This is a genomic window from Methylobacterium durans, assembly GCF_003173715.1.
Lineage (GTDB): Bacteria > Pseudomonadota > Alphaproteobacteria > Rhizobiales > Beijerinckiaceae > Methylobacterium > Methylobacterium durans.
Genome location: NZ_CP029550.1, coordinates 1,982,142 through 2,006,923, shown reverse-complemented (window position 1 = coordinate 2,006,923; position 24,782 = coordinate 1,982,142). Strand labels below are relative to the sequence as shown.

At 71.3% G+C, this 24,782-nt stretch carries 2 protein-coding genes; both read left to right on the top strand.

The features are described from left to right. Positions 1 to 90 precede the first annotated feature (90 nt). Positions 91 to 16,242: a beta strand repeat-containing protein gene (locus DK389_RS34095; RefSeq protein WP_236960757.1), complete on the top strand. Its 16,152-nt coding sequence runs from the start codon at positions 91 to 93 to the stop codon at positions 16,240 to 16,242. Continuing rightward, a complete protein-coding gene (locus DK389_RS34090; RefSeq protein ID WP_236960944.1) occupies positions 16,242 to 24,365 on the top strand; it encodes a beta strand repeat-containing protein in 8,124 nt (2,707 codons plus the stop codon). Before DK389_RS34095 ends, DK389_RS34090 begins: the two co-directional genes overlap by 1 nt. Positions 24,366 to 24,782 lie beyond the last annotated feature (417 nt).

The window sequence follows — 24,782 nt, the reverse complement described above, 5'->3', positions numbered from 1 at the left end:
AACGCCAATGACGGGCTCACGGCCCGCGGCGCGGTCAGCGTCACGGCGACCGAGGCCGCGAGCCTGACGAGCCGGGCGCGCACCGCCGCGATGGCCGCGAACTTCTCGCCCGTCGGCTTCAGCTTCGCGGGCGGCGGTGCCGGCACCGGCGACACGGTTCAGAGCAGCACCAGCGCCACCATCTCCAGCAGCCTCGTCACCGCATCCGGCGACGTCGCCATCCGCGCGACCGACACCACGAATGTCGATTCGCAGGTGCTCGGCATCAGCGTGGCGGGCGGCATCTTCGCGCTCGCGGCGGGCGGCTCCGTCGCCAATGTCAGCGTCCGCCCCGTGGTCAGCGCCACGCTCGTGGGCAGCACGCTCAGCGCCGACGATCTCCTGATCAGCGCGACCGCCACGCCCACCGCCTACGCCAAGGCCACCGGCATCAACGCCGGCACGGCCGCCGTCGGCGCGTCGACCGCCCTGGCGAACGTCGCCGCCCAGGTCAGCGCCTACACCAGGTCGAGCAGCGTGACGGCCAACACCGTCTCGGTCCTGGCCAGCCTCGCCAAGGGCGCGAACCCGACCGCGGAGGCCGACGCGAACGGCTCGGTCGGCGGCCTCATCGGCATCAACGCCACGGTCACCGGCGTGACCAACGAGAGCGCCGTCGCGGCCACCTTCGACACCGGGACGATCCTGAGGATCGCGGGCGCGGTCTCGCTCGCGGCGGCCGCCGCGACGCAGCAGCGCGCGGATTCGAACAGCGCCACCGCCGGCCTCGTGGCCGCGGGCGCCACGGTGTCGCGCGCGCGCTCGGCGACCACCACGAGCGCCACGATCGCCACCACGAACGCGATCAGCGCCGGCTCCCTCTCGGTTTCCGCCAACGGCACCGACGACAACCTCGCCGTCGCCACCGCCGGCTCGGGCGGCCTGATCTCGGGGGCGGCGGCTCTGGCCGACACCCGGACGGAGGGCAGCACCACGGCGACCGTGGGCGCCCGGGCGAACATCGATCTCGTCACGGGCCGCGCCGGCACGGGCCTGTTCTACCTCTCAGCCGACCACACGGCGCGGACGAACGGTCAGGTCCTCACGAACAGCTACGGCGCGCTCGCGGGCAGCGGCGCGGTCGTCACCAACACCGTGTCCCACGCGGCGACCGCCAATTTCGGGGCCGGCGCGAAGGTGCTCGCCTACGACATCACGGCGAATGCCCGGAACGCGGTGCTGAAGCCGCTGCTCGCGGACGCCAACATCTCGGGCAGCACCGGCGGCCTCGTCAGCGGCGCGGGCGCCAGCAGCAGCACGATCCTCGACCTCACGACGGCGGTGAACGTCGCGAGCAACGGCTCCGACCGGACCAAGCTCGAGACGACGGGCTACGCCAACGGCTACGGCGGCATCACCCTGTCGGCCCTCAACGTGGTCGACGTCTCCGACAAGGTGGTGCTCAAGACCGGCGGCGCCCTGTCGGGCGCGGGCGCGACCTCGACGCTGAGCGGCGCCTGGAATGCCGGCCGCGGCACGAACGGGCTCGACGCCCGAGTCACCATCGGCGACAGCGCGGAGCTCCTGACGCTCGGCACCTTCCTCGCCACGGCCAACGCCAAGGTAAGGGGCGCGATCGTCGTCAATTCCGAGACCTACGGCGCGGCGACCGTGGCGGTCGGCGGCACCGACATCAACCTGAAGCCCAACAACGCGGTCACGGTGGGCGGCGGCACGCTGATCCGCGCCTACGGCGACGTGAATCTCGTGGCGGGCGTGCAGGCCGACACGCGCGACGATTCTTACGACCTCTCCGCGCGCACCGACACCTTCGCGGGCAGCGCCATCCCGATCCAGTCGATCGCCTCCAACATCGATCTGCGCCAGACGAACACCGTCACGGTGCGGTCCAGCGCGCTGATCGAGACCGGCGGCGACGCGAACCTCTACACCAACTGGACCGGCGTCGCGGGCACCGATTCCAAGGCCAAGGGCACCAACTGGACGACCGCGGTGGCGGGCGCCGTCGACAATCTGCTCGGCGGCAGCGGCCAGGCGGTCCAGTCGGGCGACGCTCACAGCCAGTCGATCGGCCGCGTCGTCATGGACGGCACGATCCGCACCGGCATCCTCAGCGACCTCAAGATCGTCCTGCACGACCTCTCGAAGACGGACGGGCAGGTCACCGGCAGCTACCAGATCACGCTGCCGAACGGCCAGAAGCAGACGATCATCACCGGGCAGACCCCGGGCACGACGGTGCTGACGGGCACGATCTACGTCGGCGGCAAGGCCATCAAGGCAGACGGCACGCTCGACGAGACGGGCGGCAGCCCGAACACCTTCACCCTGGCGCAGCCAACCGGCGGCAACACCAACTCGCTCACGGCGCCGCGGCTGCCGATCACGATCTCGCTCGGCTTCGAATTGCAGCGGGTCGCCCTGATCGACGCGATGACCGACGCGCAGGCCAAGGCCAACCAGTACAAGAACGATGCGGGCCTGCAGAAATTCTACCGCGACGAGGTGATCCGCATCGCCGGGGTCCTCGAGGCCAAGGGGCTCGCCGAGATCTTCCGGGACGCCCAGGGCAACATCACCGGCGTCGGCGCCGCGCGGCAGCAGGTTCAGATCATCACGATCGGCGCCTTCCAGGCGGGCTCGGGCCGCATCGCGGTCCAGGCCGACGAGCTGACCGGGGCGGGCTCCTTCGAGGCCAAGGCCTCGACCAAGGTCGAGATCGTCAACGAGTCGACCGCGACCCTGCGGATCGGCGGCATCCGGATGCCGGAATCGAGCGGCGGCCTGTTCCTGAACGGCGAGAACGTCTCGCTGAAGAACACCCTCGCCGCGAACCGCGCCGACATCGCCGAGGTCGCCCGGACCAACGCCCAGAAGGACGGCAACACGCCGGTCGCCCCGGGCTTCTCGCGCATCGATTCCGGCGGCGACTTCGCCAACGCGGCGTCGAGCATCATCAACATCACCAACACCCGCGGCACCTACTTCGTCGCGGAGACCAACTTCACGATCCCCGCGCCCGCGATCATCATCAGTGGCGACATCATCGCGCCAAACGCGGAATACTCGCCGAAGACCCAGAGCGGCGGCGACTACTTCCAGGACGCGCGGATCATCGTCCGCAGGAGCAACGTCCAGAGCGGCGGCAGCGCCTCGATCACCGGCGGAATCTCGGACAAGTCGGTCGTCGAGCTGGCGGGCACACCCTACTCGCAGGTCAAGGGCGCCTTCGTCGGCAACGGCTTCCAGGCGTCCGATCCGGCCAGGATCACGGATCTCCTCGACAACAAGTCGTCGACCCCGAGCCTCTACGCCGACCAGATCACGATCAGCGCGCAGTACGTCAACATCAACGGCCTCATCCAGAGCGGCCGGTCCGACTACACGCTGAACGTCGACGCGACGGCGATCGCCGAGATCGAGCGCAAGCTCGCCCGGCCGACCGCCGCGTTCATGCAGATCGACGCCCTGACGAAGGACGGCTTCACGACGCTCCTCGACGTGGCCAACCAGCGCCTCGTCGTGCAGGAACTCTACGCCAACGGCGGCTTCATCTCGGTCACCGGCACGATCCTCAACACCGGCATCGGCACCGGCGAGCTGAAGGCGCTGTCGGGCTACTCGAACATCACGATCAACAACGGCTCGCGGTTCGACATCGTCCTCAACCGCCTGGACAACAGCAGCCGCGGCGCCGGCAAGGTCGAGATCAACGACCTCTCCTATGCCTCGGATGCGGCGGGGATCCGCTACCGGAAGACGATCTACCAGGCGAGCAAGAACGCCCAGAACCAGGATACCGTCGAGACGACGAGCTACACGATCTACAACGACGTGAACCGGGCGCCCGTGGTCGTCAGCCCGACCAGCGCGGCGACCGGCCGCTCCAGCACCTACGACCCGATGGCGAAGTGGCGCTACGCCTACGCGGTCGGGCAGACGGAGCGGGAGATCCAGCGCACGGTCACCGGCACCTCGTCCTGGGCCGGCATCGACGCCCTGGCGAAGGACCCGGCGACCATCACGGGCTTCCAGACGATCTCCATCGGCGAGCCGCGGATGCTGGCGGAGGGCACCTATTACTACCTCGACGTCAGCAACAGCGCCCAGGGCAAGGACTACGTCTTCTCCGGCGTGAAGGTCGTCGACCAGGGCCCGTTTTCCGAGCCGAGGAAGGGCGAGAGCTGGAGCACCAGCACCTGGTACGGCAAGAAGACCTACTACCAGGAGTGGCTGCGCGAGCAGCCGCAGGAGCGGACCGCCTCGGCCAACATCCGCGCCGACCGGACCATCAACGTCAGCTTCTTCGGCGCGGATACCGGAAACATCCTGATCAACTCGACCGGGGCCGGCCGCGTCCTCATCAAGGGCGGGATCGTCAACACCTCCGGCACCACGACGATCCTGTCGAACACCTCGATCGAGCAGATCGCCGACACCGCCTCCGTGCAGGGCGTGAACGTGGTTCTCACCGCGGCCGGCAGCATCGGCACCGGGACCGCGAAGGTCGCGCTCGACGCGAACAAGAACCTCGTCCTGACCCCCGGGGCCGGCGCTCAGGCGCTCACCGTCGTCCTCAACGACCAGAACGGGACCTCGCCCTCGCTGACCGCGACCACGACGAGCGGTTCCGTCTACATCAAGGGCACCGGCTCCGCGGGCCTCGCCGTCGCCTCGGTGACGGCGGGCAACGGGAACGACGTGACCCTCGTCTCGAACGCCGGCATCACGGTGGCCGGCGGCAAGGCGGGCACCATCACGGGCGGCATCCTGACCCTCGTCGCCAAGGGCGGCGACGTCGGCAAGGGCGCGGCCGCGCTCAATCTCGCCGCCGGCCAGACCCTGCGCGACCGGGTCGACATCCAGGCCGACCAGGGCGACGTGTCGATCCGCCAGGGAACCGGGGACCTGCGCCTCAACAGCCTGCGGGCCGCGGGCGACGTGCGCATCGCGGTCACCGGGGGCAGCCTGCTCAACGTCAACAACGTGGTCGTGCGCGACGAGCGCAAGGCGGACGAACTCATCAACGGCGTCTGGAAGGACCTCGCCCTGACCGGGGCCGATGCCGACCGGAAGTACCAGGAGACCCTCGAGGCCTACGAGAGCACCCGCGAGCGCGACTACAACGCCTACTGGTCCTACCGGAACCAGCAGCCGAACCCGGCCGTCTACGATTCCGGCTTCCAGATCAAGCTGAACGAGGCCAGCGGCGAGCTCGCCTACTTCAAGGCCCTGTTCGAGGCGCAGGCGCGCGACGAGGCCGCGAAGGCGGGCCGCACGATCAGCAACGCCGAGGTGACGCAGTACGTCAGCAACGCGGTCGCGGCGACCGAGGTGACGCGCACCCTCCAGTACCACACGTTGCACAACCAGTACGGCACGCTCGGCGACGTCTACTACACCGATCTCGACGCGGCCTACGCGACCTACTGGGCCTTCCGGAGCCAGCAGGGCGGCAGTGCCTATGACGGCGCCTACCAGGTGCAGGCGTCGGCCGGGGACGTGGCCGCGATCACGGCCGCGGTGCGCATCGGCGCCCTCGCGGGCGATGCGATCAACGCCCACGTCGATGCCCAGGTCGCGACCGCCAACGCGACCCGCATCGCGCAGGGCAAGGCCAAGCTCTCGGGCGCCGAGCTGGCCGAGTTCCGGGCGCAAGCCACGATCGACGTCGTCGCGGCCGCGACCCGCACCACCGCGATCGCCAACGACCCGCTCACGGCCTATGTCGACGCCCAGGTCGCGCGGCTCGAAGCGTCCAGGACCGTCGATTACAACAACCTGAAGTTGACGTTTGCCGGCCTCGATCTCACGAAGATCACCGATTTCAGCGCCCAGTACGGGCGCTACTGGGAATTGCGGGATTCCGTCCTCGGTGGCGTGCCGACCCTCAGCGGGCAGCAACTCGCCGCCCTGCGGGCGCAGTTCGTCGCCGACGACACCGGCAAGACGCTGACGGGCGCGGCCCTCGACACCTACGTCGAGACAAGGGTCAAGGCGGTCGCCGACGGCCTCACGACCGAGTACGGCGCCCTCTCGGCGGTCTTCTCCGGCTTCGGCGACCACTACGTCGAGAAGCTTCCGGCCGCCTTCGCGCTCTTCAGCGCCTACCGGGCGGCCGCGGATGCCGGCGGCACGGTGCGCATCACCGGCACCGAGCTGACCGCGCTCCGGGGACAGCTCACCAAGGACGCCCTCTCGCAATCGCTCGGCGAGGCCGCCCTGCGCTCCGCCACCTCCGTCAAGGTCGCCGCGGCCGAGGCGGCGCTGAAGACCGCCTACGCGAGCCTCCATGCCCGCTTCGGCAGCGTTGCCGACGCGAGCCTCGTCGCGGATGGGGACAAGGCGGATTACGAGACCTACTGGAGCTACCGGAACCAGCAGGCCGACCCGTCGGTCTTCAACGCCAGCTTCAGCCCGCGGCTCGCGGGCCAGGCCCTCACCGACGCCGTGGCCAAGGCCCGGATCGAGGCCCAGACCGAGAACGCCACCTCGACGGCGATCACCGCGGCGGTCAACGCGAAGGTCGCGGCCCGCTCCGCCGAGCTCACCGCGCAGTACGCCGCCCTCAACGCCTTCTTCAACGCGCTGCCGGCGGCCGGCACCGGCAAGGTGCTGACGGCGAGCCAGCAGACCAACCCGCACTTCTTCATCGATCAGGCGACGGCCGACGCGATCAACGGCGGCATCAAGCGCTGGACGCAGGCCGAGCTCCTGAACGCCGTCGGCCAGGGCCTCCTGAAGGAGACCACCAGCACGGTCGTCGACATCCAGGACCCGATCATCAAGGGCCGCACCGTCACGATCGAGACCGGCGGCAACGTCGGCTCGATCAGCGACGCGACGCTGGTCGACCTCAGCCTGAAGGCAGCCCTGACGCGCGACCAGCAGATCGACCTCGCCGCCGCCGAGCGCAGCGACATCGTCTTCCTGACGGCCAAGCCGGTGACCGCCGACGTGGTCTTCTCGGGCAACACCGTCACCCGCACGGACGGCAAAGCCTGGGACGCGGGCATCTTCGCCTCGGGCGGCACGCTCTACATCGCGGGCCTGACCGCGAACGCCTCCGCCGAGTCGACGACCGTCTTCAAGATCACCGGCCTGTCCGGCGGCGTGCTCACCGTCGACAACGCCTTCACGGCGGGCGCCGGCCGCGGCCTCAGCTTCGGCGTCAGCGTCGCGGTGAGCGGCGAGGCGCCCCGCGCGACGGCCGACGTGGCCTTCGACCGCCTGAAGGCGGCGCCGACCGCCCTCACCGTCACCTTCTCGAACGACACGGGCGCCAACCAGGGCGTGCTGACCCGGACCGACGGGCAGGCCTGGGGCGCCGCCTACGCGGTTGGCGACACGCTCTACATCGCGGGCGACACGGCCAATACCAGCGCGGCCGCGACCAGCGTCTACCGCATCGCCTCGGTGAGCGGCTCGGTCATTCGGCTCGCGGTGGGGCAGCTCTTCGTGGACGAGACGGCCAAGGCCGTGAATGTCGGCGTGCGCTCGACCACCGCCAGCGGCGTCTCGGTGATCACGCGGGCCGCCGGCAGCTTCCTGCAGGACGGCTTCACGGACGGCATGAAGATCGGGGTCGCGGGTACGTTCGGGGTGCAGACCCTCAACGCCACCAGTGCGACCAGCGGCTACACGATCCGCAGCGCGAGCGCCTCGACCCTCGTGTTCGACGGGCCGGTGCTCAGCACCGAGAGCCAGCGCAGCATCGTCCTGTTCCAGTCGGCGACCGACCCGAACAACCCGTTCTCGAAGATCACCACCCTGCTCATCCAGAAGCGGAAGGCCGTGGTGCTGCAGAGCACCGGCGACCTGAACGTCACGGCGGGCGGCCAGATCTTCGTCACCGCCCCGGGCGCGGTGACCATCGGCAAGGTCGAGTCGACGGCCGGCAAGGAGATCCGCCTCAAGTCGGCGGGCGGCCTCGTCAACGGCGGCACGGCGAGCGCGACCAACATCAAGGGCGGCGACATCGTGCTGGAGGGCGGCGACGGCGCCGTCGGCACCGCGCAGAAGGCGATCGGCATCGACCTGCAGGGCGCGGGCGCACTGACCGTCCGCACGTCCCAGGACGTCTTCGTCACGGAGCGCAGCGGCGACCTCAACCTCGAATCCGCCTTCTCGCAGAGCGGCAACGTCACGCTGGTCGCGACCTCGGGCAGCATCCGCGACGGCGTCGGCACCGACACCAACAAGATCGTGGCTCGGGACGTCACCTTGCGGGCGACGGGGGCGATCGGCACGAAGACCGACGCGATCGAGGTGAAGCTCACCGGGAACATTCGCGCGAGCGCCACCGGCGACGTCGTGCTGACCGAGACCGGCACCAGCCTGAAAGTGCTCGCCATCACGACGCAGGGCGACGTGGTGCTGCGCGCCAACGCCTCGATCCTCGACGCGGGCGATCTGACGAACCCGCGCGACATCGATTCCGGCATCGACGCCGCGGCGGCCGCCCGCGGCAACCCCAACGCCAATGTCAGCGCCCGCTCCGTGACGCTGCTCGCCGGCGACGGGATCGGCACCGCCGACGACACCTTCGAGTTCAACAGCAACGCCGACGCCACCACGACCGGCACCGTCACCCTGAATGCCGGCCTCGGCAACATCTACGCTCTGGAGACCACGGGCGCCCTCTACCTCGCCACGGTCGGCACGGCTAGGGACCGCACCGCCTTCATCGAGACGCGCGCCGGCGACATCCTCAACGGCTCGACCGACTACAACGAGACCACGGGCGGCACCTCGAACCTGAGTTCCGGCAAGGCCTTCCTCGTCTCCTCGGGCAGCATCGGCAGCGCGACGAAGCGCATCGTGGCCAACATGCGCAGCCTCAGCGGCGACGCCTATGGCGGCCTCGAAGGGCGCGCCATCTCGGGCGACATCTGGCTCTGGAACATCGGCGGCCTGCGCGTCGGCGGCGTCACCAACGCCGCCACCGGCCTCCAGGCGGCCGGCAAGATCGGCCTGCGCACCTCGAGCCCGCTCACCATCGACAAGGACATCATCTCGGGCGGCGACATCCTCGAGCAGGCGGGCGAGACCAACGCGACGGGCGACGACCTGACCGTGAAGTCCGGCGTCACGATCTTCTCGACGGGCGGCACCGTCACCCTCAACGCGGGCGACAACCTCACCGTCGAGGCGGGCGCGGTCGTCAAGGCGGCGGGCGCCATCATCCTGCGCGCCGATTACAGCGCCAGCGGCACGCCCGACAACACGGGCGCGACGATCGACCTGAAGGGCACCTTCGTCGGCGCCTCGATCTCGGTCGAGGGCGGCGCCAGCGGCGACACGCTCCGCCTCGACGGCACCTTCCAAACCGGCACGCGCACCATCACCAGCGACGGCACGGCGGCCGGCACCACCGAGGGCACGCTCACCCGCAGCGGCACGCTCACGCTCGACGCCAAGGGCGGCGACAACACCGTGACCCTCGCGGGCACCTACAGCACCGGGGCGATGAGCCTCGGCGCGGGCGCCGGCAAGGATGCCGCGACGCTGGCCGGCAGCTACACGCTCGACAGCCTCACCCTCGACGCGGGCGCGGGCGAGAACGTGCTGAGCCTCGGCGGCACCTACGATGCGGGCGGCGCCATCGCGCTCCGCACCGGCGGGGACAAGGACACGTTCGACCTGCAGGGCAGCTACAAGGCCGGCTCGATGGAGATCACGGCCGGCGCCGGTGCCGGCCGCAACGACCTGACGCTGACCGGCACCTACCGGATCACGAACGCCTTCACGATCACGGGCGGATCCGGCATCGACGTGCTGACCGACGCGAGAGGCCCCCAGCGGGCCGACGTGACGGCGAGGGACCTGACGATCGCCCTCGGCGACGGGGCGAACACCGCGACCCTGTCCGGCACCTACGGCGTCACGGGCCTCCTCGCGCTCCGCACGGGCGCGGGCGACGACACGGTCGATCTGCAGGGCAGCTACGATGCCGGCGCGATGGAGATCGCGGCGGGCGAGGGCGGCAACGGCCTGACGCTGACCGGCCTCTACCGGATCACGAACGCCTTCACGATCAGTGCCGGCTCGGGCGCGGACGTGCTGACCGATTCCCGGACCGTCGCGGGCGTCACCACCCGCGCCACCGTGACGGCGAAGGATCTGACGATCGACCTCGGCGACGGGGTGAATTCTCCGACCCTGTCCGGCAGCTACGACGTCTCGCGGGCGATGAGCCTCAGGACGGGCAGCGGCAACGACGCGATCACCCTCGCGGGCGGGATCAAGGCCGGCTCGTTCACCCTCGATGCGGGCGAGGGCGCGAACACCATCACCCTGTCCGGCAGCTACGACGTGACGGGCCTCCTCGCGATCCGCTCGGGCGCGAGCCGCGACGTGATCGACCTGCAGGGCAGCTACAAGGCCGGCTCGATGGAGATCACGGCCGGCGCCGGCAACAACGACCTGACGCTGACCGGCACCTACCGGATCACGGATGCGTTCACGATCACCGGCACGGCGGGCGACGACGCGCTGACAGACGTGCGCGTCAACGGAGGTGCGTCCGAGCGCGCCGACATCGCGGCGAAGTCCCTGACGGTCGGGCTCGGCGAGGGCGCCAACCGGGCGACGCTCGTCGGCCGGTACCGCGTCACCGACGCCTACACGCTCACCGCGGGCGCCGGCGCCGACGTGCTCACCGACGCCCGCATCGTGGGCGCCACAGTCGCGGATTCCGCCGACGTCGCGGCCGGCTCGATCGCGATCGATCTCGGGAACGGCGCGAACCGCGTCACGCTCGCCGGCAGCCACGCCGCGAGCGGCGCGTTCAGCCTCGCCACGGGCACGGGCGACGACATCGTGACCGACGCCGTGGAGAGCGGCGGCGCCGTTCTGAAGGCGGCGGTCCTCAGCGGCGGCACGCTCAGCCTGAACCTCGGCGCGGGCGAGAACGTCCTGACGCTCCTCGGCACCACCATCGCCGGGACCACCCTTGCGCTGACGAGCCTCGGCGGGCGCGACCGCTTCGCCCTGCGCGGCCGGATGCAGTCGGCCACGACCGAGATCCGTCTCGGCGCCGGCGACGACCGCCTCGACATGGCGCTCGTTTCGATCGCCGGGAACACCGCGATCTACGGCGAGGACGGTGCCGACACGATCGTCGTCGACCGGCTGCCCTCGCTCACCAGCGTGACCGGCACCCGCACCGATACCCTCGACATCGACGGCGGCCAGGACACCGACACGGTCCGCGTCCAGGTGAGCGGCACCTCCCGCTACCGCATCAACGTCCACGATTCGGGCGACGCGGACCGCGGCGTCGACACGCTGACGATCCTCGGCACCGCCGGGAACGACCAGTTCCTGATGCGCCGCAATTTCGTGGCCCTGGTCCATCCGGAAGCCGACGGCAGCTACACGAACACCGCCGTCGAGCGGATCAACTACGACATGAGCGTCAACGGGCGCGTCATCGTCGAGGGCGGCGACGGGAACGACCGCTTCACGATGGACGACAACGCCGCGCTGATGACGATCGACGGCGGGGCCGGCGACGACTTCTTCCAGGTCGGCCAGGTCTTCGGGTCGCTGCGCGACGTGGCGAACGGCCTCCTCGCCGAGGACGCCTTCGAGACGACGAAGCTTGATTTCGGCGGCTACCTGTCGCGCGGCATCTCGATCCCGACCGTGATCTACGGCGGCGTCGGCAACGACACCTTCCAGATCTACTCGAACAGGGCGGACCTGCGCCTCGAGGGCGAGGACGGCGACGACACCTTCATCGTGCGCGCCTTCGCGCTGTCCCGCGAGAACAAGATCAAGCTCAACGCCGGCGCCGGCGACGACAAGATCGAGTACAACATCAACGCGCCACTCGACATCGACGGCGGCGCCGGGTTCAACAAGATCGTCGCACTCGGCACCGAGTTCGCCGACACCTTCGTGGTCACGAGCGACGGCATCTACGGGGCGGGCCTCGCGATCCGCTTCGCCAACGTCCAGGCGATCGAGGTCGACGGCCTGGAGGGCGACGACACCTTCTACGTGCTCTCGACGCCCGCGGGCGTGGTCACCACGCTCATCGGCGGCCTCGGCAGCGACACGTTCAACGTGGCGGGCGACGTCAGCGGCGAGGTGATCGCCCGCGACGCCAAGGGCAACTCGGCCGTCATCAACCACACGGTGAAGAGCGACGACGCGCGCTTCGACGGCCTGTTCGTGCAGGGCATCAACGCGTCCGTCTCGGCCGCGGATTCGGGCGCCGTCAGCGATGGGCCCGGCCTCACGCTGCGCGAGGACAGCGCGGTCACCGCGCCGAACGCGCCCGGCAGCCGCGTCGGCACCTATCAGGTCGTGCCGCCCACGCCGAAATCGACGGCGCTGCGCTCCAGCGACCGGGCCGTGATCACGGTCTCGGCGGCGCAGGCCTCCGCGCAGGCACGCGCGCTCAGGAGCATCGACGGGACGCCCGGCAACGCCGGCACCGTCGAGGTCTCGGCGGACGGGACCACATGGTCCGACATGCTGACGCTGACCTTCACCGCGGTGGCGGATGGCAGCGGCGGCTACGCGTGGAGCCCGCAACAGACGGTCTACGTGCGCGCCAAGTCCGACACCGCGGTCGAGGGCGACCAGCGCGTGGCGGTCGGCCACTCCGTGGTCAGCACCAACGCCGAGGTCAACGGCACCTTCCTGCGCAACGCCCTCGTCACGGTGATCGACGACGACAAGCCGGGCCTGATCATCACCGAGAGCAACGGCAGCACCGCCGTGCTCGAAGGCGACAAGCCCCAGCAGAAGGACAGCTACACCGTCGCCCTCAACAACCAGCCCGAGGCCGGCGAGGAGGTGCGCGTCACGCTCGTCGTGCCGAGCACCGAGCTGGCCTTCGCGGACGCCAACGGCGTCGCGCTGCCGAAGGACGCGCAGGGCTGGGCCTACCTCACCTTCACGGCGGCGAACTGGAACCAGGCGCAGACCGTGCTGGTCTCCTCGCCCGCCGACACGAAGGCCGAGAACCGCTTCGTGGCCGACATCACCCACGTGGTGACGAGCCATGTCGGCGGCGCCAACGGGCCGGAGGGCGTCTTCAAGGCTGCCCTCGTCGGCACGCCGATCGTCCGCGTGCAGGTGACGGACGGGAACACCGCGGGCGTCCTCGTGACGCCGGCCTCGGGCGGCGTCGCCGTGACGCCGAGCCAGGATTCCCACTACGACATGGTCCTGACGACGGCGCCGACGAAGCCCGTCACCGTCACCCTCGTCGGCGACGGCCAGACCCTCACGTCGAGCGCCGATCCGCGCTTCACGGCGGCGAACGGCTCGAACCCGGCCACCGTCACCTTCGACGCTACGAACTACGACCAGCCGATCCGCATCACCGTGAAGCGGAACCCCTCCGCCTCGCAGACGACCTCGGACGTCAAGACCTTCTCGCGCCAGCCGCACGACCTCAGCCGCATCGAGGGTCCGCTGGTGCTGGAGGGCGGCGTCGGCCCCGAGAGCCGCTCGCTGACCCCGGCGATCGTGCTGCCCGGCGAGCTGAGCCCGGCCGTCAAGCGCGAGATCGTCGACGACGGCCTGCCGGACTTCGACAAGGTGACGCTCTACAACGACACGACGCTCGTCGGCGTGTCGGGCACCGTGAGCGCCGACCACATCGACGGCTTCGGCATGTCGCAGAGTGACATCACCGTGGCCGCGAGCGGCAGCAACCCCGCCCGCACCTTCGAGGGCGGCGTCACCTACCGTGGCATGCGCTCAGTGGAGCTGCTCCTCGGTGCCGGCGCCGACACCGTGACCGTCACCGGCACGGCCGTCGCCACGATCACGGCGATGCACGGGGGCGGCGGGGCCGACACCATGACGGTGACCGGCTCGCAGGGCATTCTCGCCCTGTTCGGCGACACCACGGCCGATCGCAGCCGCTACAATTCGAGCCCGACGAACCCGACCGGCCGCGCCTTCGGCTTCCTCGACGAGGGGGCGACCGGGCCGGACGGCCAGCCGGTGAACCTGAACGACCGCATCGACGCCTCGGGCGCGACCGGCCTCGTCATCATCGACGGCGGCGCCGGCAACGACACGCTGATCGGCGGACAGGGCCGCAACATCATCGCGGGCGGCACCGGCAACGACACGATCACGGGCGGCCCCGCGGCCGACATCATCGTCGGCGATTCGAGCTTCAACCTCGACGACGTGCTGCGCATCGTCACGATCGCCGACCCCGCCATCGCGGAGGCCCGGGCGGCCGGCACCGACACGATCGACGCCAAGGGCGGATCGAACATCATCCTGGGCGACCACGGCCAGATCCATCAGGACGGCTCGGCCACCGCGCAGATCGCCCTCGAAGGCAGTCACGTCGTCAGCCGGGTCGTCTCGACCTATACCGGCGTCGGCGGGAACGACGTGATCTCGGCCACCGACGGCGACAACATCATCGTCGGCGGCTTCGGCTCGGACCGGATCACGGCGGGCGCCGGCAACCACGTCATCCTCGGCGACAACGGCGAGGCCCTGTTCACGAACGGCGTCCTGACGAGCCTCAAGAGCATCGCGGGCAGCGTCGGCGGCGACGACACGATCACGGCGGCCGACGGCAGCACCACCGTCATCGGCGGCGCGGGCAAGGACGGCATCAGCGTCGGCGCGGGCACGCAGGTGATCCTCGGCGACACGGGCGAGGCGAGCTTCGTGCCCGGCACGCGCACGATCGGCGGCGTCACCGTCGCCGTGCCCGTGCTGACCGCCATCAAGACGGCGGACGACGAGGCGGCGATCGGCGGCGACGACACGATCACGGTGAAGGACGGCAACGTCACGGTGATCGGCGGCGCCGGCGCCGACACGATCACCCTCGGAGCGGGCACGCAGGTGGTGCTCGGCGATTCCGGCTCGGCCACCTTCGCGAACGGCCAGATCGCGACCGTGACCTCGATCGCGACGAATATCGGCGGCGACGACGTCATCGAAGCCAAGGACGGCGACACCACGATCATCGGCGGTTTCGGCGCCGACACGATCACGGTGGGTGCGGGCAACCACGTCATCCTGGGCGACAACGGCAAGGCCGTGTTCGCCGCGGGCAAGCTCGCGACGATCGAGAGCATCGACCCCGGCATCGGCGGGTCCGACACGATCACCGCGGCGGACGGCAACGTCACCGCCATCGGCGGCGCGGGTGGCGACACGATCAAGCTCGGCAAGGGCCGTCAGGTCGTGCTCGGCGATTCCGGCTCGGCCGCCTTCACGAACGGCGTGATCGACAGCATCACGTCCGTCGCGACGAACATCGGCGGCAACGACACGATCGAGGCGAAGGACGGCGACACCACGATCATCGGCGGCGCGGGAGCCGACACGATCACGGTGGGCGCGGGCAACCACGTCATCCTGGGCGATTCCGGCCAGGCGCTCTTCGCGGCGGGCGTGCTCGCGACGATCGAGAGCATCGACCCCGGCATCGGCGGGTCCGACACGATCATCGCGGCGGACGGCAACGTCACCGCCATCGGCGGCGCGGGCGGTGACACGATCACCCTGGGCAAGGGCACGCAGGTGGTGCTCGGCGATTCCGGCAAGGCCGAATTCACGGCCGGGATCATCGCCAGCATCGTCTCGGTCGCCACCGACATCGGCGGCAACGACACGATCACGGCCAAGGACGGCGACGTCACCATCCTGGGCGGCGCCGGCAGCGATTCCATCACGGTGGGCGCGGGCAACCACGTCATCCTGGGCGATTCCGGCCGGGCCACCTTCCGCAACGGCCGCGCCCAGCGGGTCGAGTCGATCACCCCGGAGATCGGCGGCGACGACGTCATCGAGGGCAAGGACGGCGACGACACCATCATCGGCGGCGCAGGCGCCGACAGGATCACGACGGGGGCGGGCAACCACGTCATCCTCGGCGATTCGGGCGAGGCCGACTTCACCGTCACGGTCGTGGGCGCCACCACGACGAGCCTGCTTGCGCGCATCGCCACGACTGCGCCGAGCATCGGCGGGGCCGATCAGATCAGCTTCGGCTCGGGCACGAACGTCGTGCTCGGGGGGCCGCCGGCGACACCATTACGGGGGCCGACCAGGGCGCCGTGGTGCTCGGCGACAACGGCACCGTCACCTTCGACGCCGCGGGCAAGATCCTGCGCGCGATCTCGACCGACACCACGATCGGCGGCGACGACACCATCACCATCGGCAACGGCGACAACGTCGTCCTCGGCGGCACCGGCTTCGACACGATCACCATCGGCAACGGCACCAACGTCGTGATGGGCGATTCGGGCCAGGCCGATTTCGAGGCGGGCATCATCGTCGAGATCGCGAGCATCAGCCCGGAGGTCGGCGACAAGGACACGATCAAGCTCGGCCGCGGCCGCAACGTGGTCGTCGGCGGCGCCGGCGGCGACGCGATCACGGCGGGCGACGGCGCGAACGTGGTGATCGGCGATGCCGGCCACGCCAAGCTGACGCCGGCCGGCCTGCCGATCCTCGTCGAGACGACCTACGACAACGTCGCGGGCGACGACACGATCACGCTCGGCAACGGCGACAGCGTGGTGCTCGGCGGCTCGGGCAATGACACGATCCAGGCCGGGACGGGCCGCAGCGTGGTGCTCGGCGACAACGGCCGGGCCGATTTCGACGCGGCCGGCCGCGTCACGCAGGCGGTGACCACCGCCCCGAATGCGGGCGGGCGCGACCTGATCACGCTGGGCAGCGGCGGCAGCGTCGTGATCGGCGGCGTGGGAGCCGACGAGATCCGCACGGGCTCGGGCGCGGACGTGATCGTCGGCGACAACGGCAACGCCGTGTTCCTCAACGGCATCCTCACCTTCATCGAGACGCTCGATTCGAGCCTCGGCCTCGCCGACCTGATCGACGCGGGCGAGGGAGCCAACGTCGTGATGGGCGGCGTCGGCGGCGACGACATCACCACGGGCTCGGGCGCGGACGTGATCGTCGGCGACGACGGTCAGGCGAGCTTCACGCTCGGAATCCTCACCCGCATCACCACCAAGAACGAGGGCGTGGCGGGCGACGACGTGATCCGCGCGGGCGACGGCGCCAACGTGGTGCTCGGCGGCTCGGGCAGCGACCGCATCACCACCGGCACCGGCGCGGACGTCGTGTTCGGCGACAACGGAGCGGTCGACTTCGTGAACGGCATCCGCGCGGAGGCTCTGAGCGAGCGCGCCGGCGGGGGCGGGCGCGACACCATCGTGACGGGCTCCGGCGCCGACCTCGTCGTCGGCGGCCTCGGCGCCGATACGATCGACGCGGGCAAGGACGACACCGACGACGACATCGTCTTCGGCGACGACGCCCACATCACCTTCGACGCGCAGGGCCGCGTCAGCCTCGCCGAGACGATCGACCCGACGCTCGGCGGCGACGACGAGATCGAGGTGGGCGCCGGCAACAACATCGTCCTCGGCGGCGCGGGCTCCGACCGGATCGTCTCGGGCGCGGGCGCCGACGTGGTGTTCGGCGACAACGGCGCGGTGACCTTCGCGGGCGGAATCCGTCTCGAGGCGATCAGCGACCGCAACGGCGGCGCGGGCGACACGATCGAGACCGGCGCCGGCGCCGACCTCGTGATCGGCGGCCTCGGCGCGGACACGATCGACGCGGGCGCGACCGACACCGACGCCGACATCGTCTTCGGCGACGACGGCCACGTCACCTTCGACGCCATCGGCCGCGTGAAGCGGGCCGAGAGCATCGATCCGACCTTCGGCGGCGACGACATCATCCGGGTCGGCGGCGGCGACAACGTCGTCATCGCGGGCACCGGAGACGACACCGTGACGGCGCTCGGTGGATCCGACGTGGTGATCGGCGATGCCGGCTACGCGGTCTTCTCCGCGGGCGTGCGGGTCGAGTTCGCCTCGACCGACACCGCGGTCGGCGGCAACGACACGATCGATGCGGGCGACGGCGACAACCTCGTCATCGGCGGCTCGGGCAGCGACACCATCACCACCGGCGCGGGCGCCGACGTGGTGCTCGGCGACAACGGGCTCGCCCTGTTCGAACGCGGCGTGCGGGCCCGCATCACCAGCGACCGCAACGGCGGCGCGCGCGACCGCATCGCCACCGGGGCTGGCGCCGACGTGGTTCTCGGCGGCCTCGGCTCCGACACGATCGATGCCGGCAGGACCGACGCGGATGCCGACATCGTCTTCGGCGACGACGGTAACGTCACGTTCGACGCGCAGGGCCGCGTGAAGCGGGCCGAGAGCCTCGACCCCGGCTTCGGCGGCGACGACGAGATCGAGGTCGGCGGCGGCGACAACGTCGTCATCGCGGGCACCGGCGCCGACATCGTGACCGCGCTCGGCGGGTCCGACGTGGTGATCGGCGACGACGGCTACGCGCTGTTCGAGGCCGGCTTACGCGTCGAGTTCGCCTCGACCGACCCGAACGACGGCGGCAACGACCGGATCGATGCAGGCAACGGCGACAACATCATCATCGGCGGCGTCGGCGCGGACACGCTGATCTCGGGCTCCGGTGCCGACATCGTGCTCGGCGACAACGGCGTCATCCGGTTCGAGGCCGGCCTCGTTCGCGAGGTCTACACGACCGACGAGCGCATCGGCTCGGGCGACGTCATCAAGGCCGGCGACGGGGCGAACATCGTGCTGGGCGGTGCCGGCCGCGACGCGATCACCACCGGCTCCGGCGCGGACGTGATCCTCGGCGACCACGGCGAGGCCGGCTTCACCGGCGGCCGCCTGACCCGGATCGCCTCCCTCTATCCGACCCGCGGCGACGACGACACGATCCTCGCCGGCGACGGCGACAACACGATCATCGGTGGCACCGGCCGCGATGAGATCCGGGCGGGCTCGGGCGCCGACGTGGCGCTCGGCGACAGCGGCCTCGCCACGTTCCAGGCGGACGGCAAGCGCATCCTCGTCCGCTCCACGGACGTCGAGACGGGCGACGCCGACACGATCGACCTCGGCGACGGCGACAACGTCGTGATCGCGGGCGCGGCCGGCGACACGGTGACCACGGGCGCCGGCTCGGACGTGATCCTCGGCGATCACGGCACGATCAGCTACGACGCGGCGGGCCGGATCGCGCAGGTCCTGTCGACCGATACGTCGATCGGCGGCAACGACACGATCAAGGCCGGCGACGGCACGGACGTGGTGGTGGCCGGCTTCGGCGCCGACAGCGTCACGGCGGGCGACGGTGCCAAGATCGTGCTCGGCGACAATGGCCAGATCGACTTCGCGGCGGGCGTGATCACCCTCGCCCAGACCCTCGACGCGCGCATCGGCGACGCCGACGTGATCAAGCTCGGCCATGGCCGCAAGCTGGTGATGGGCGGGGCCGGCTCCGACACGGTCGAGGGCCTGACAGGCGATTCCGTGGTGCTCGGCGATGCCGGCTTCGTCCGGTTCGCGAACGGCAACCCGGTCCGTGCCGAGACCTCGGACGTCGAGGTCGCGGGCAACGACACGGTCACCCTCGGCGACGGCAACGGCCTCGTCATGGGCGGCTCGGGCGCCGACACGATCACGCTCGGCAACGGCCGCTCGGTGGTGCTGGGCGACAACGGCACGGTCGATCTCGACGGAGAGGTGCGCGCCACCGAGATCACCGCGACGGCGCCGGATGTCGGCGGCCGCGACGTGATCGTGGTGGGCGACGGCGGCAGCGTGGTCCTCGGCGGGTTCGGCTCGGACCAGATCACGACCGGCTCGGGCTCGGACATCGTGCTCGGCGACAACGGCGCGGTGACGCTGTCGGCCCTGGTCCCGGTCTACGTCCGCACGACCTCTCCGGCGATCGGCGGGGCCGACGAGATCCGGGCGGGCGCCGGCGACAACGTGGTGCTCGGCGGCGCGGATGCCGACACGATCGTCACGGGGGCGGGCCGCGACGCGGTGCTCGGCGACAACGGCGAGCTGCGCTTCGACGCGCAGGGTCGCTACAGCCGGATCACCACGACGGAATCGGCGATCGGCGGCGACGACCGCATTGAGGCTGGCGACGGCGACAACCTCGTCTTCGGCGGCGCCGCCTCCGACACGGTCACGACCGGCCTCGGCGCCGATCTCATCCTCGGCGACAGCGGCGAGGCGACGTTCACGGAGGGCCGGCTCGTCCTCCTGCGCAGCCTCGACGCGGGCATCGGCGGCAAGGACACGATCCAGGGTGGCGCGGGCGACAACGTCGTCCTCGGCGGAGCGGACGCCGACACGATCACGGTCGGCGGCGGCCGCGACTTGGTGCTCGGCGACAGCGGCCTCGTCCGCTACGACGCGCAGGGCCGCCTCGCGCAGGTGCTCTCGACCGACACCGCGATCGGCGGCGACGACCGGATCGAGGCGGGCGACGGTGCCAACCTCGTCCTCGGCGGCGCGGGCGCGGATTTCGTGACGACGGGCTCCGGGGACGATCTCGTCCTCGGCGACAGCGGCGAGATCGTGTTCGCCGGCGGCGTCATCGCCTCGGCCGTCACCCTCGACGCGGCCTCGGGCGGCGGCGACGTGATCAGCGCGGGCGCGGGCGACAACCTCGTCATGGGCGGCCTCGGCGGCGACCGGATCACCACCGGCGGCGGCGCGGACGCGATCCTCGGCGACCACGGCCGGGCGGTCTTCACCGGCGGTCTCCTCGTCGTCCTCGAGACGATCGATCCGAGCGCGGGCGGCGACGACGAGATCACGGCCGGCGACGGCGACAACCTCGTCTTCGGCGGCGTCGGTGCGGACCGCATCGTCACGGGGGCCGGGGCCGACATGATCCTCGGCGACAACGGGCGCGCCGATCTCGACGTGGCGGATACCCGCTCCGTCCTGCGCCGCGTCCGCACGACCGACCCGCTCCTGGGCGGCAACGACGCGATCGATGCGGGCGAGGGCAACGACTACGCGGCCGGCGGCACCGGCGCCGACGTGATCCTCGGCGGCGGCGGGCACGACGTGCTCTTCGGCGACCACATGCTGTACGACCGGGCCCTGCCGGCGAACCAGCGCGCCGTCTCGATCTTCACCGCGGCCACGGACGGCGGCGGCAACGACCGGATCGAGGGCGGCGCGGGCGACGACTTCCTGTACGGCCAGCAGGGCGACGACGTCCTCCTCGGCGGCGCGGGCGACGACGACATCACCGGCGGCCACAACGTGCTCGGCGGCGCGGACGGCAGCGATACGATCGAGGGCGGCGCGGGCGCCGACGTGGTGCTCGGCGACAACGGCATCATCACCCGCAACGTCCTCGTCGACGACGTGAAGGCCGTGGCCTGGCAGATGAACCCCGGCACCTTCGCCGACACGGTCCGGCGCGACGTGATGCGCTTCGACCTGATCGACTTCGTCGGCGGCAACGACCTGATCGACGGCGGCGCGGGCGACGACCGGCTGTTCGGCCAGATCGGCGACGACCGGATCCTCGGCGGCGACGGTTCCGACGAGATCGTGGGCGGCCTCGGTCGCGACACGATCGACGGCGGCGCCGGGCTCGACATCCTCCTCGGCGACGAGGGCCGGATCGTGCGCGCCTACGCACAGGACGGATCGGCGGTCCTCAATAGCGACGGCACCTGGCACCGGGACGTGGTGCTGGAGGAGATCGGCACGGTCACGGCGAGCATCGCCACCGACTCGCGCGCTCGCGCCGAGACGCCCGGCCTGTCCGACATCCTGACGGCCGCGGATCTCCTGCTCGCGGTCGCCGGCTACGATGCCGCGGGTGGGCGCGTGCTGCACGGGGACAACGGGGCCTGGAGCACGGGCGTGCTCGCCGTCTCCCTGGCGGCAGCCGACGACGATGTGATCGATGGCGGGGCGGGCAACGACATCCTGTTCGGCCAGCGGGGCAACGACACCCTGCGCGGCGGGACGGGCGACGACCTGATCTTCGGCGACCGCGCGTCGAACCTTGCCGAGACGGTCTCCGACCAGCCGGCGATCGTGAACGCCGTCCGGCTGATCGGGGCCGCGGCGGGCACCGGCCTCGTCCTGCCTCTGGGCGGAGAGGTCGTGGTCCCGGCCGCCAACCTCCTGCCCTCGATGCTCGCCGCGGGCGCGCCGCGCATCGAGGTCTATCCCGCCCTCGCGGGCGCGGCGGCCGACATCGCCGGCTCCGGCCCGATCCGGCGCGCGGACGGCACCAGTCTGACCGCGTTCGCCTCGATCGTGCCGAGCCTCCTCAACGCGCGCGGCGTGCTCGCGGGCAACGACACGATCGACGGCGGCGACGGCAACGACGCGATCTACGGCGACAGCGGCGAGACCTACGCTCTCGACGTGACGGCCTACGCCACCCTCAACGGCCGGATCGATGCGGTCTCGGGCGCGATGCAGGACCTGCTGAACGTCTTCCAGGACCTCAGCCGCGGCGTCGACATGCAGAACGCCGCCCTCGGCCGGCCCTCGGCCGCCGAGTTCCGCTACGGCAACGACACCATCACGGGCGGGGCGGGCAGCGACCTCATCGTCGGCGATGCCGGGCGCACGATCGTGCGCGGGACGGGGCCGCTGCGCGACCTCTCGATGGCGGCCGCGACCGCGCTCAACGGGTTCCTCGACGACATGCAGAGGGTGATCGGCGACCTCGCCCTCACCGCCCGCTTCGCCGAGGCGCAGACCGCGGCGACCCTCGAGGTCCTCGCCGGCCAGCCGGCCGGAAGCGTCGCCGCCAACCTGCCCGACCGGATGCGGGTGACCCACCGCATCGCGATCGGCAACGACGTCATCGACGGCGGCGCGGACGGCGACGTGGTGGTGGGCGACAACCTCGTCCTGCTGCAATCCGGCGCGGGCCGGATGCTCGCCAGCCACGATCCGGCTCAGTCGGGCTCCGCCTTCGCGGTCGAGGCCGAGATGAGTCGCCAGTGGATGGAGCAGAACGCGCGGCGCGCGGACCACGCCTACCGCGACCACGGCACGGACCCGCTCACCGCGGCCCTCGGCTGGATCGTGGCCGCGAACGCGCCGAACTGGAGCCTCGAACTCGGCAACGACCGGATCTCGGGCGGCGGCGGCAACGACACCCTCGTCGGCGACACGGCCCTGATCCAGGTGCCCGTCGCGGGTGACCCCGCGACGCCGGCCTCGCTTGCCCTCGACCGCGCCCAGGCGACCGGCCGCATCATGGCGGGGGCCGCGGGCTCGCTCTGGGACGGAAACGCCTACGGCTGGGGTGTCGGCGCCTACGGCGGCGCCTCGAACGCCTACGGCTGGGGCTGGAACGGTTTCGGCTGGAACGCCGGCGCCCAGGCCTGGAACGGTTACGGCTGGGGCGCGGGCGCCTTCGGCTGGAACGGCTACGGGGCGGGCCTCGGCGCCTGGACGGGGGCGGCCTGGACAGGCGCGGCCTGGAACTGGGCGAACGGGAGCGCCGCAGCCGGATTCGGCTGGAACCTCGGCACGAGCACGGTCGGGCGCGACGTCATCGCGGGCGGCGAGGGGGACAACCGGATCTTCGCCTCCACCGCCACGCTGGTGCCCGCCCTCGACGCGGCGGGCCGGGTGATCGGCCCGAACGCGCTCACGGCGCTCCTGCCCGGCGACATCGGCTTGGCGCAGGGCGTGTTCAACCCGGGCCAGTATGCGGCCAGCGTCGGCACGCTCTCGACCGCGGGCGCGCCGAGCTACAGCCTCAACTTCGGCTACGGCGTGCCCTTCGCCGGACGTTGGGGCGGCCCCGCGCTCGCCGCCTACGGCGCGAACTACCTCGCGCCGAACGGCACCGTTCTGCCCTGGGGCTGGGCCGGCTCCTTCGTGCCGGGATACGCCTACGCGGCGCCGGATGCCCGAGCCGCCTACGCTTGGAACGCCGCTTCGCTCGGGGGCGTGTACACCTACCCGTTCTGGCCGGGCTCGCCCGCCCTGTCGCCATACTGGAACGGCGGCTGGTCGATCTGGGGAGCGACGGCGTGGGGCGCGTCGTCCTGGCCCGCGGCCTTCGCCGGCCGGTTCGGCTGGCCGGCCGCCGCGCCGGGCTGGGGTCTGCCCACCCTCCCGGGCCTCCCGAATTCGGGCGGCGACGAGGTCACGGGCGGCAACGGCGCCATCTATGCCGGCGTGCACAAGCGGATTGTGTACTGGACCTTCGATGCGGGCGTGACCCTGCCGGCCCTCGGCGCGGCGACCGCCGACACGCTGACGGCCCAGGCGCGGGCGGGCCGCCCGTCCCTGATCCAGGCGGTCACGCACCGGCCCGTCCTCGCCGACGAGGTGATCCGCTCGATCACGGGCGGCGACATCGTCCTGCGCGCGACCCCGGCGCAGGCCGCCGCCGCGCAGCCCCGCTACCGGACGTGGCTGTTCGACGAGGCGAAGGGCAGCCTGGTCACGCAGACGCCGGAGGAGGACGACATCCTCTTCCTCGCGAGCCGACCGGCGAGCCCGACGGATCGTCCGCGATAGAACCGGACGGAGGCGTGCGCGAGACCGCACGCCTCCTGGAAGGAGGGCCGGGCGTGCGGCGTGAGCCGTAGCGCGCGCGGGAACTCCGCGAACCGATGACGGGCAGCAGGCACGTCCGGGCCGAGCCCGGCCTGTGCGCCGTGCGCGGCAGGCCGTCGGTCATGGCCCGCGCAGGCGCGTCCCGGTGTCGTTCGGGGCGCCGCGCGCCGCCGTGAGAGATGCCGATCGCGGCCCGGGCAGCGGCGCGCGCCGCACCTGTTGCTTCTGGGTGACAATTCACGATCGAAGTTGCTTGGTGCCGACCGTGTCGCCGGGCGCCAAGTGCTGCGGATTCAACCCGTCCGCCCCCGTCATGCGGCCCGCGCGCCAGGGCGTACAATGCCGTTGAGCAGCGATTCCGGGCACAATCAGAAGACG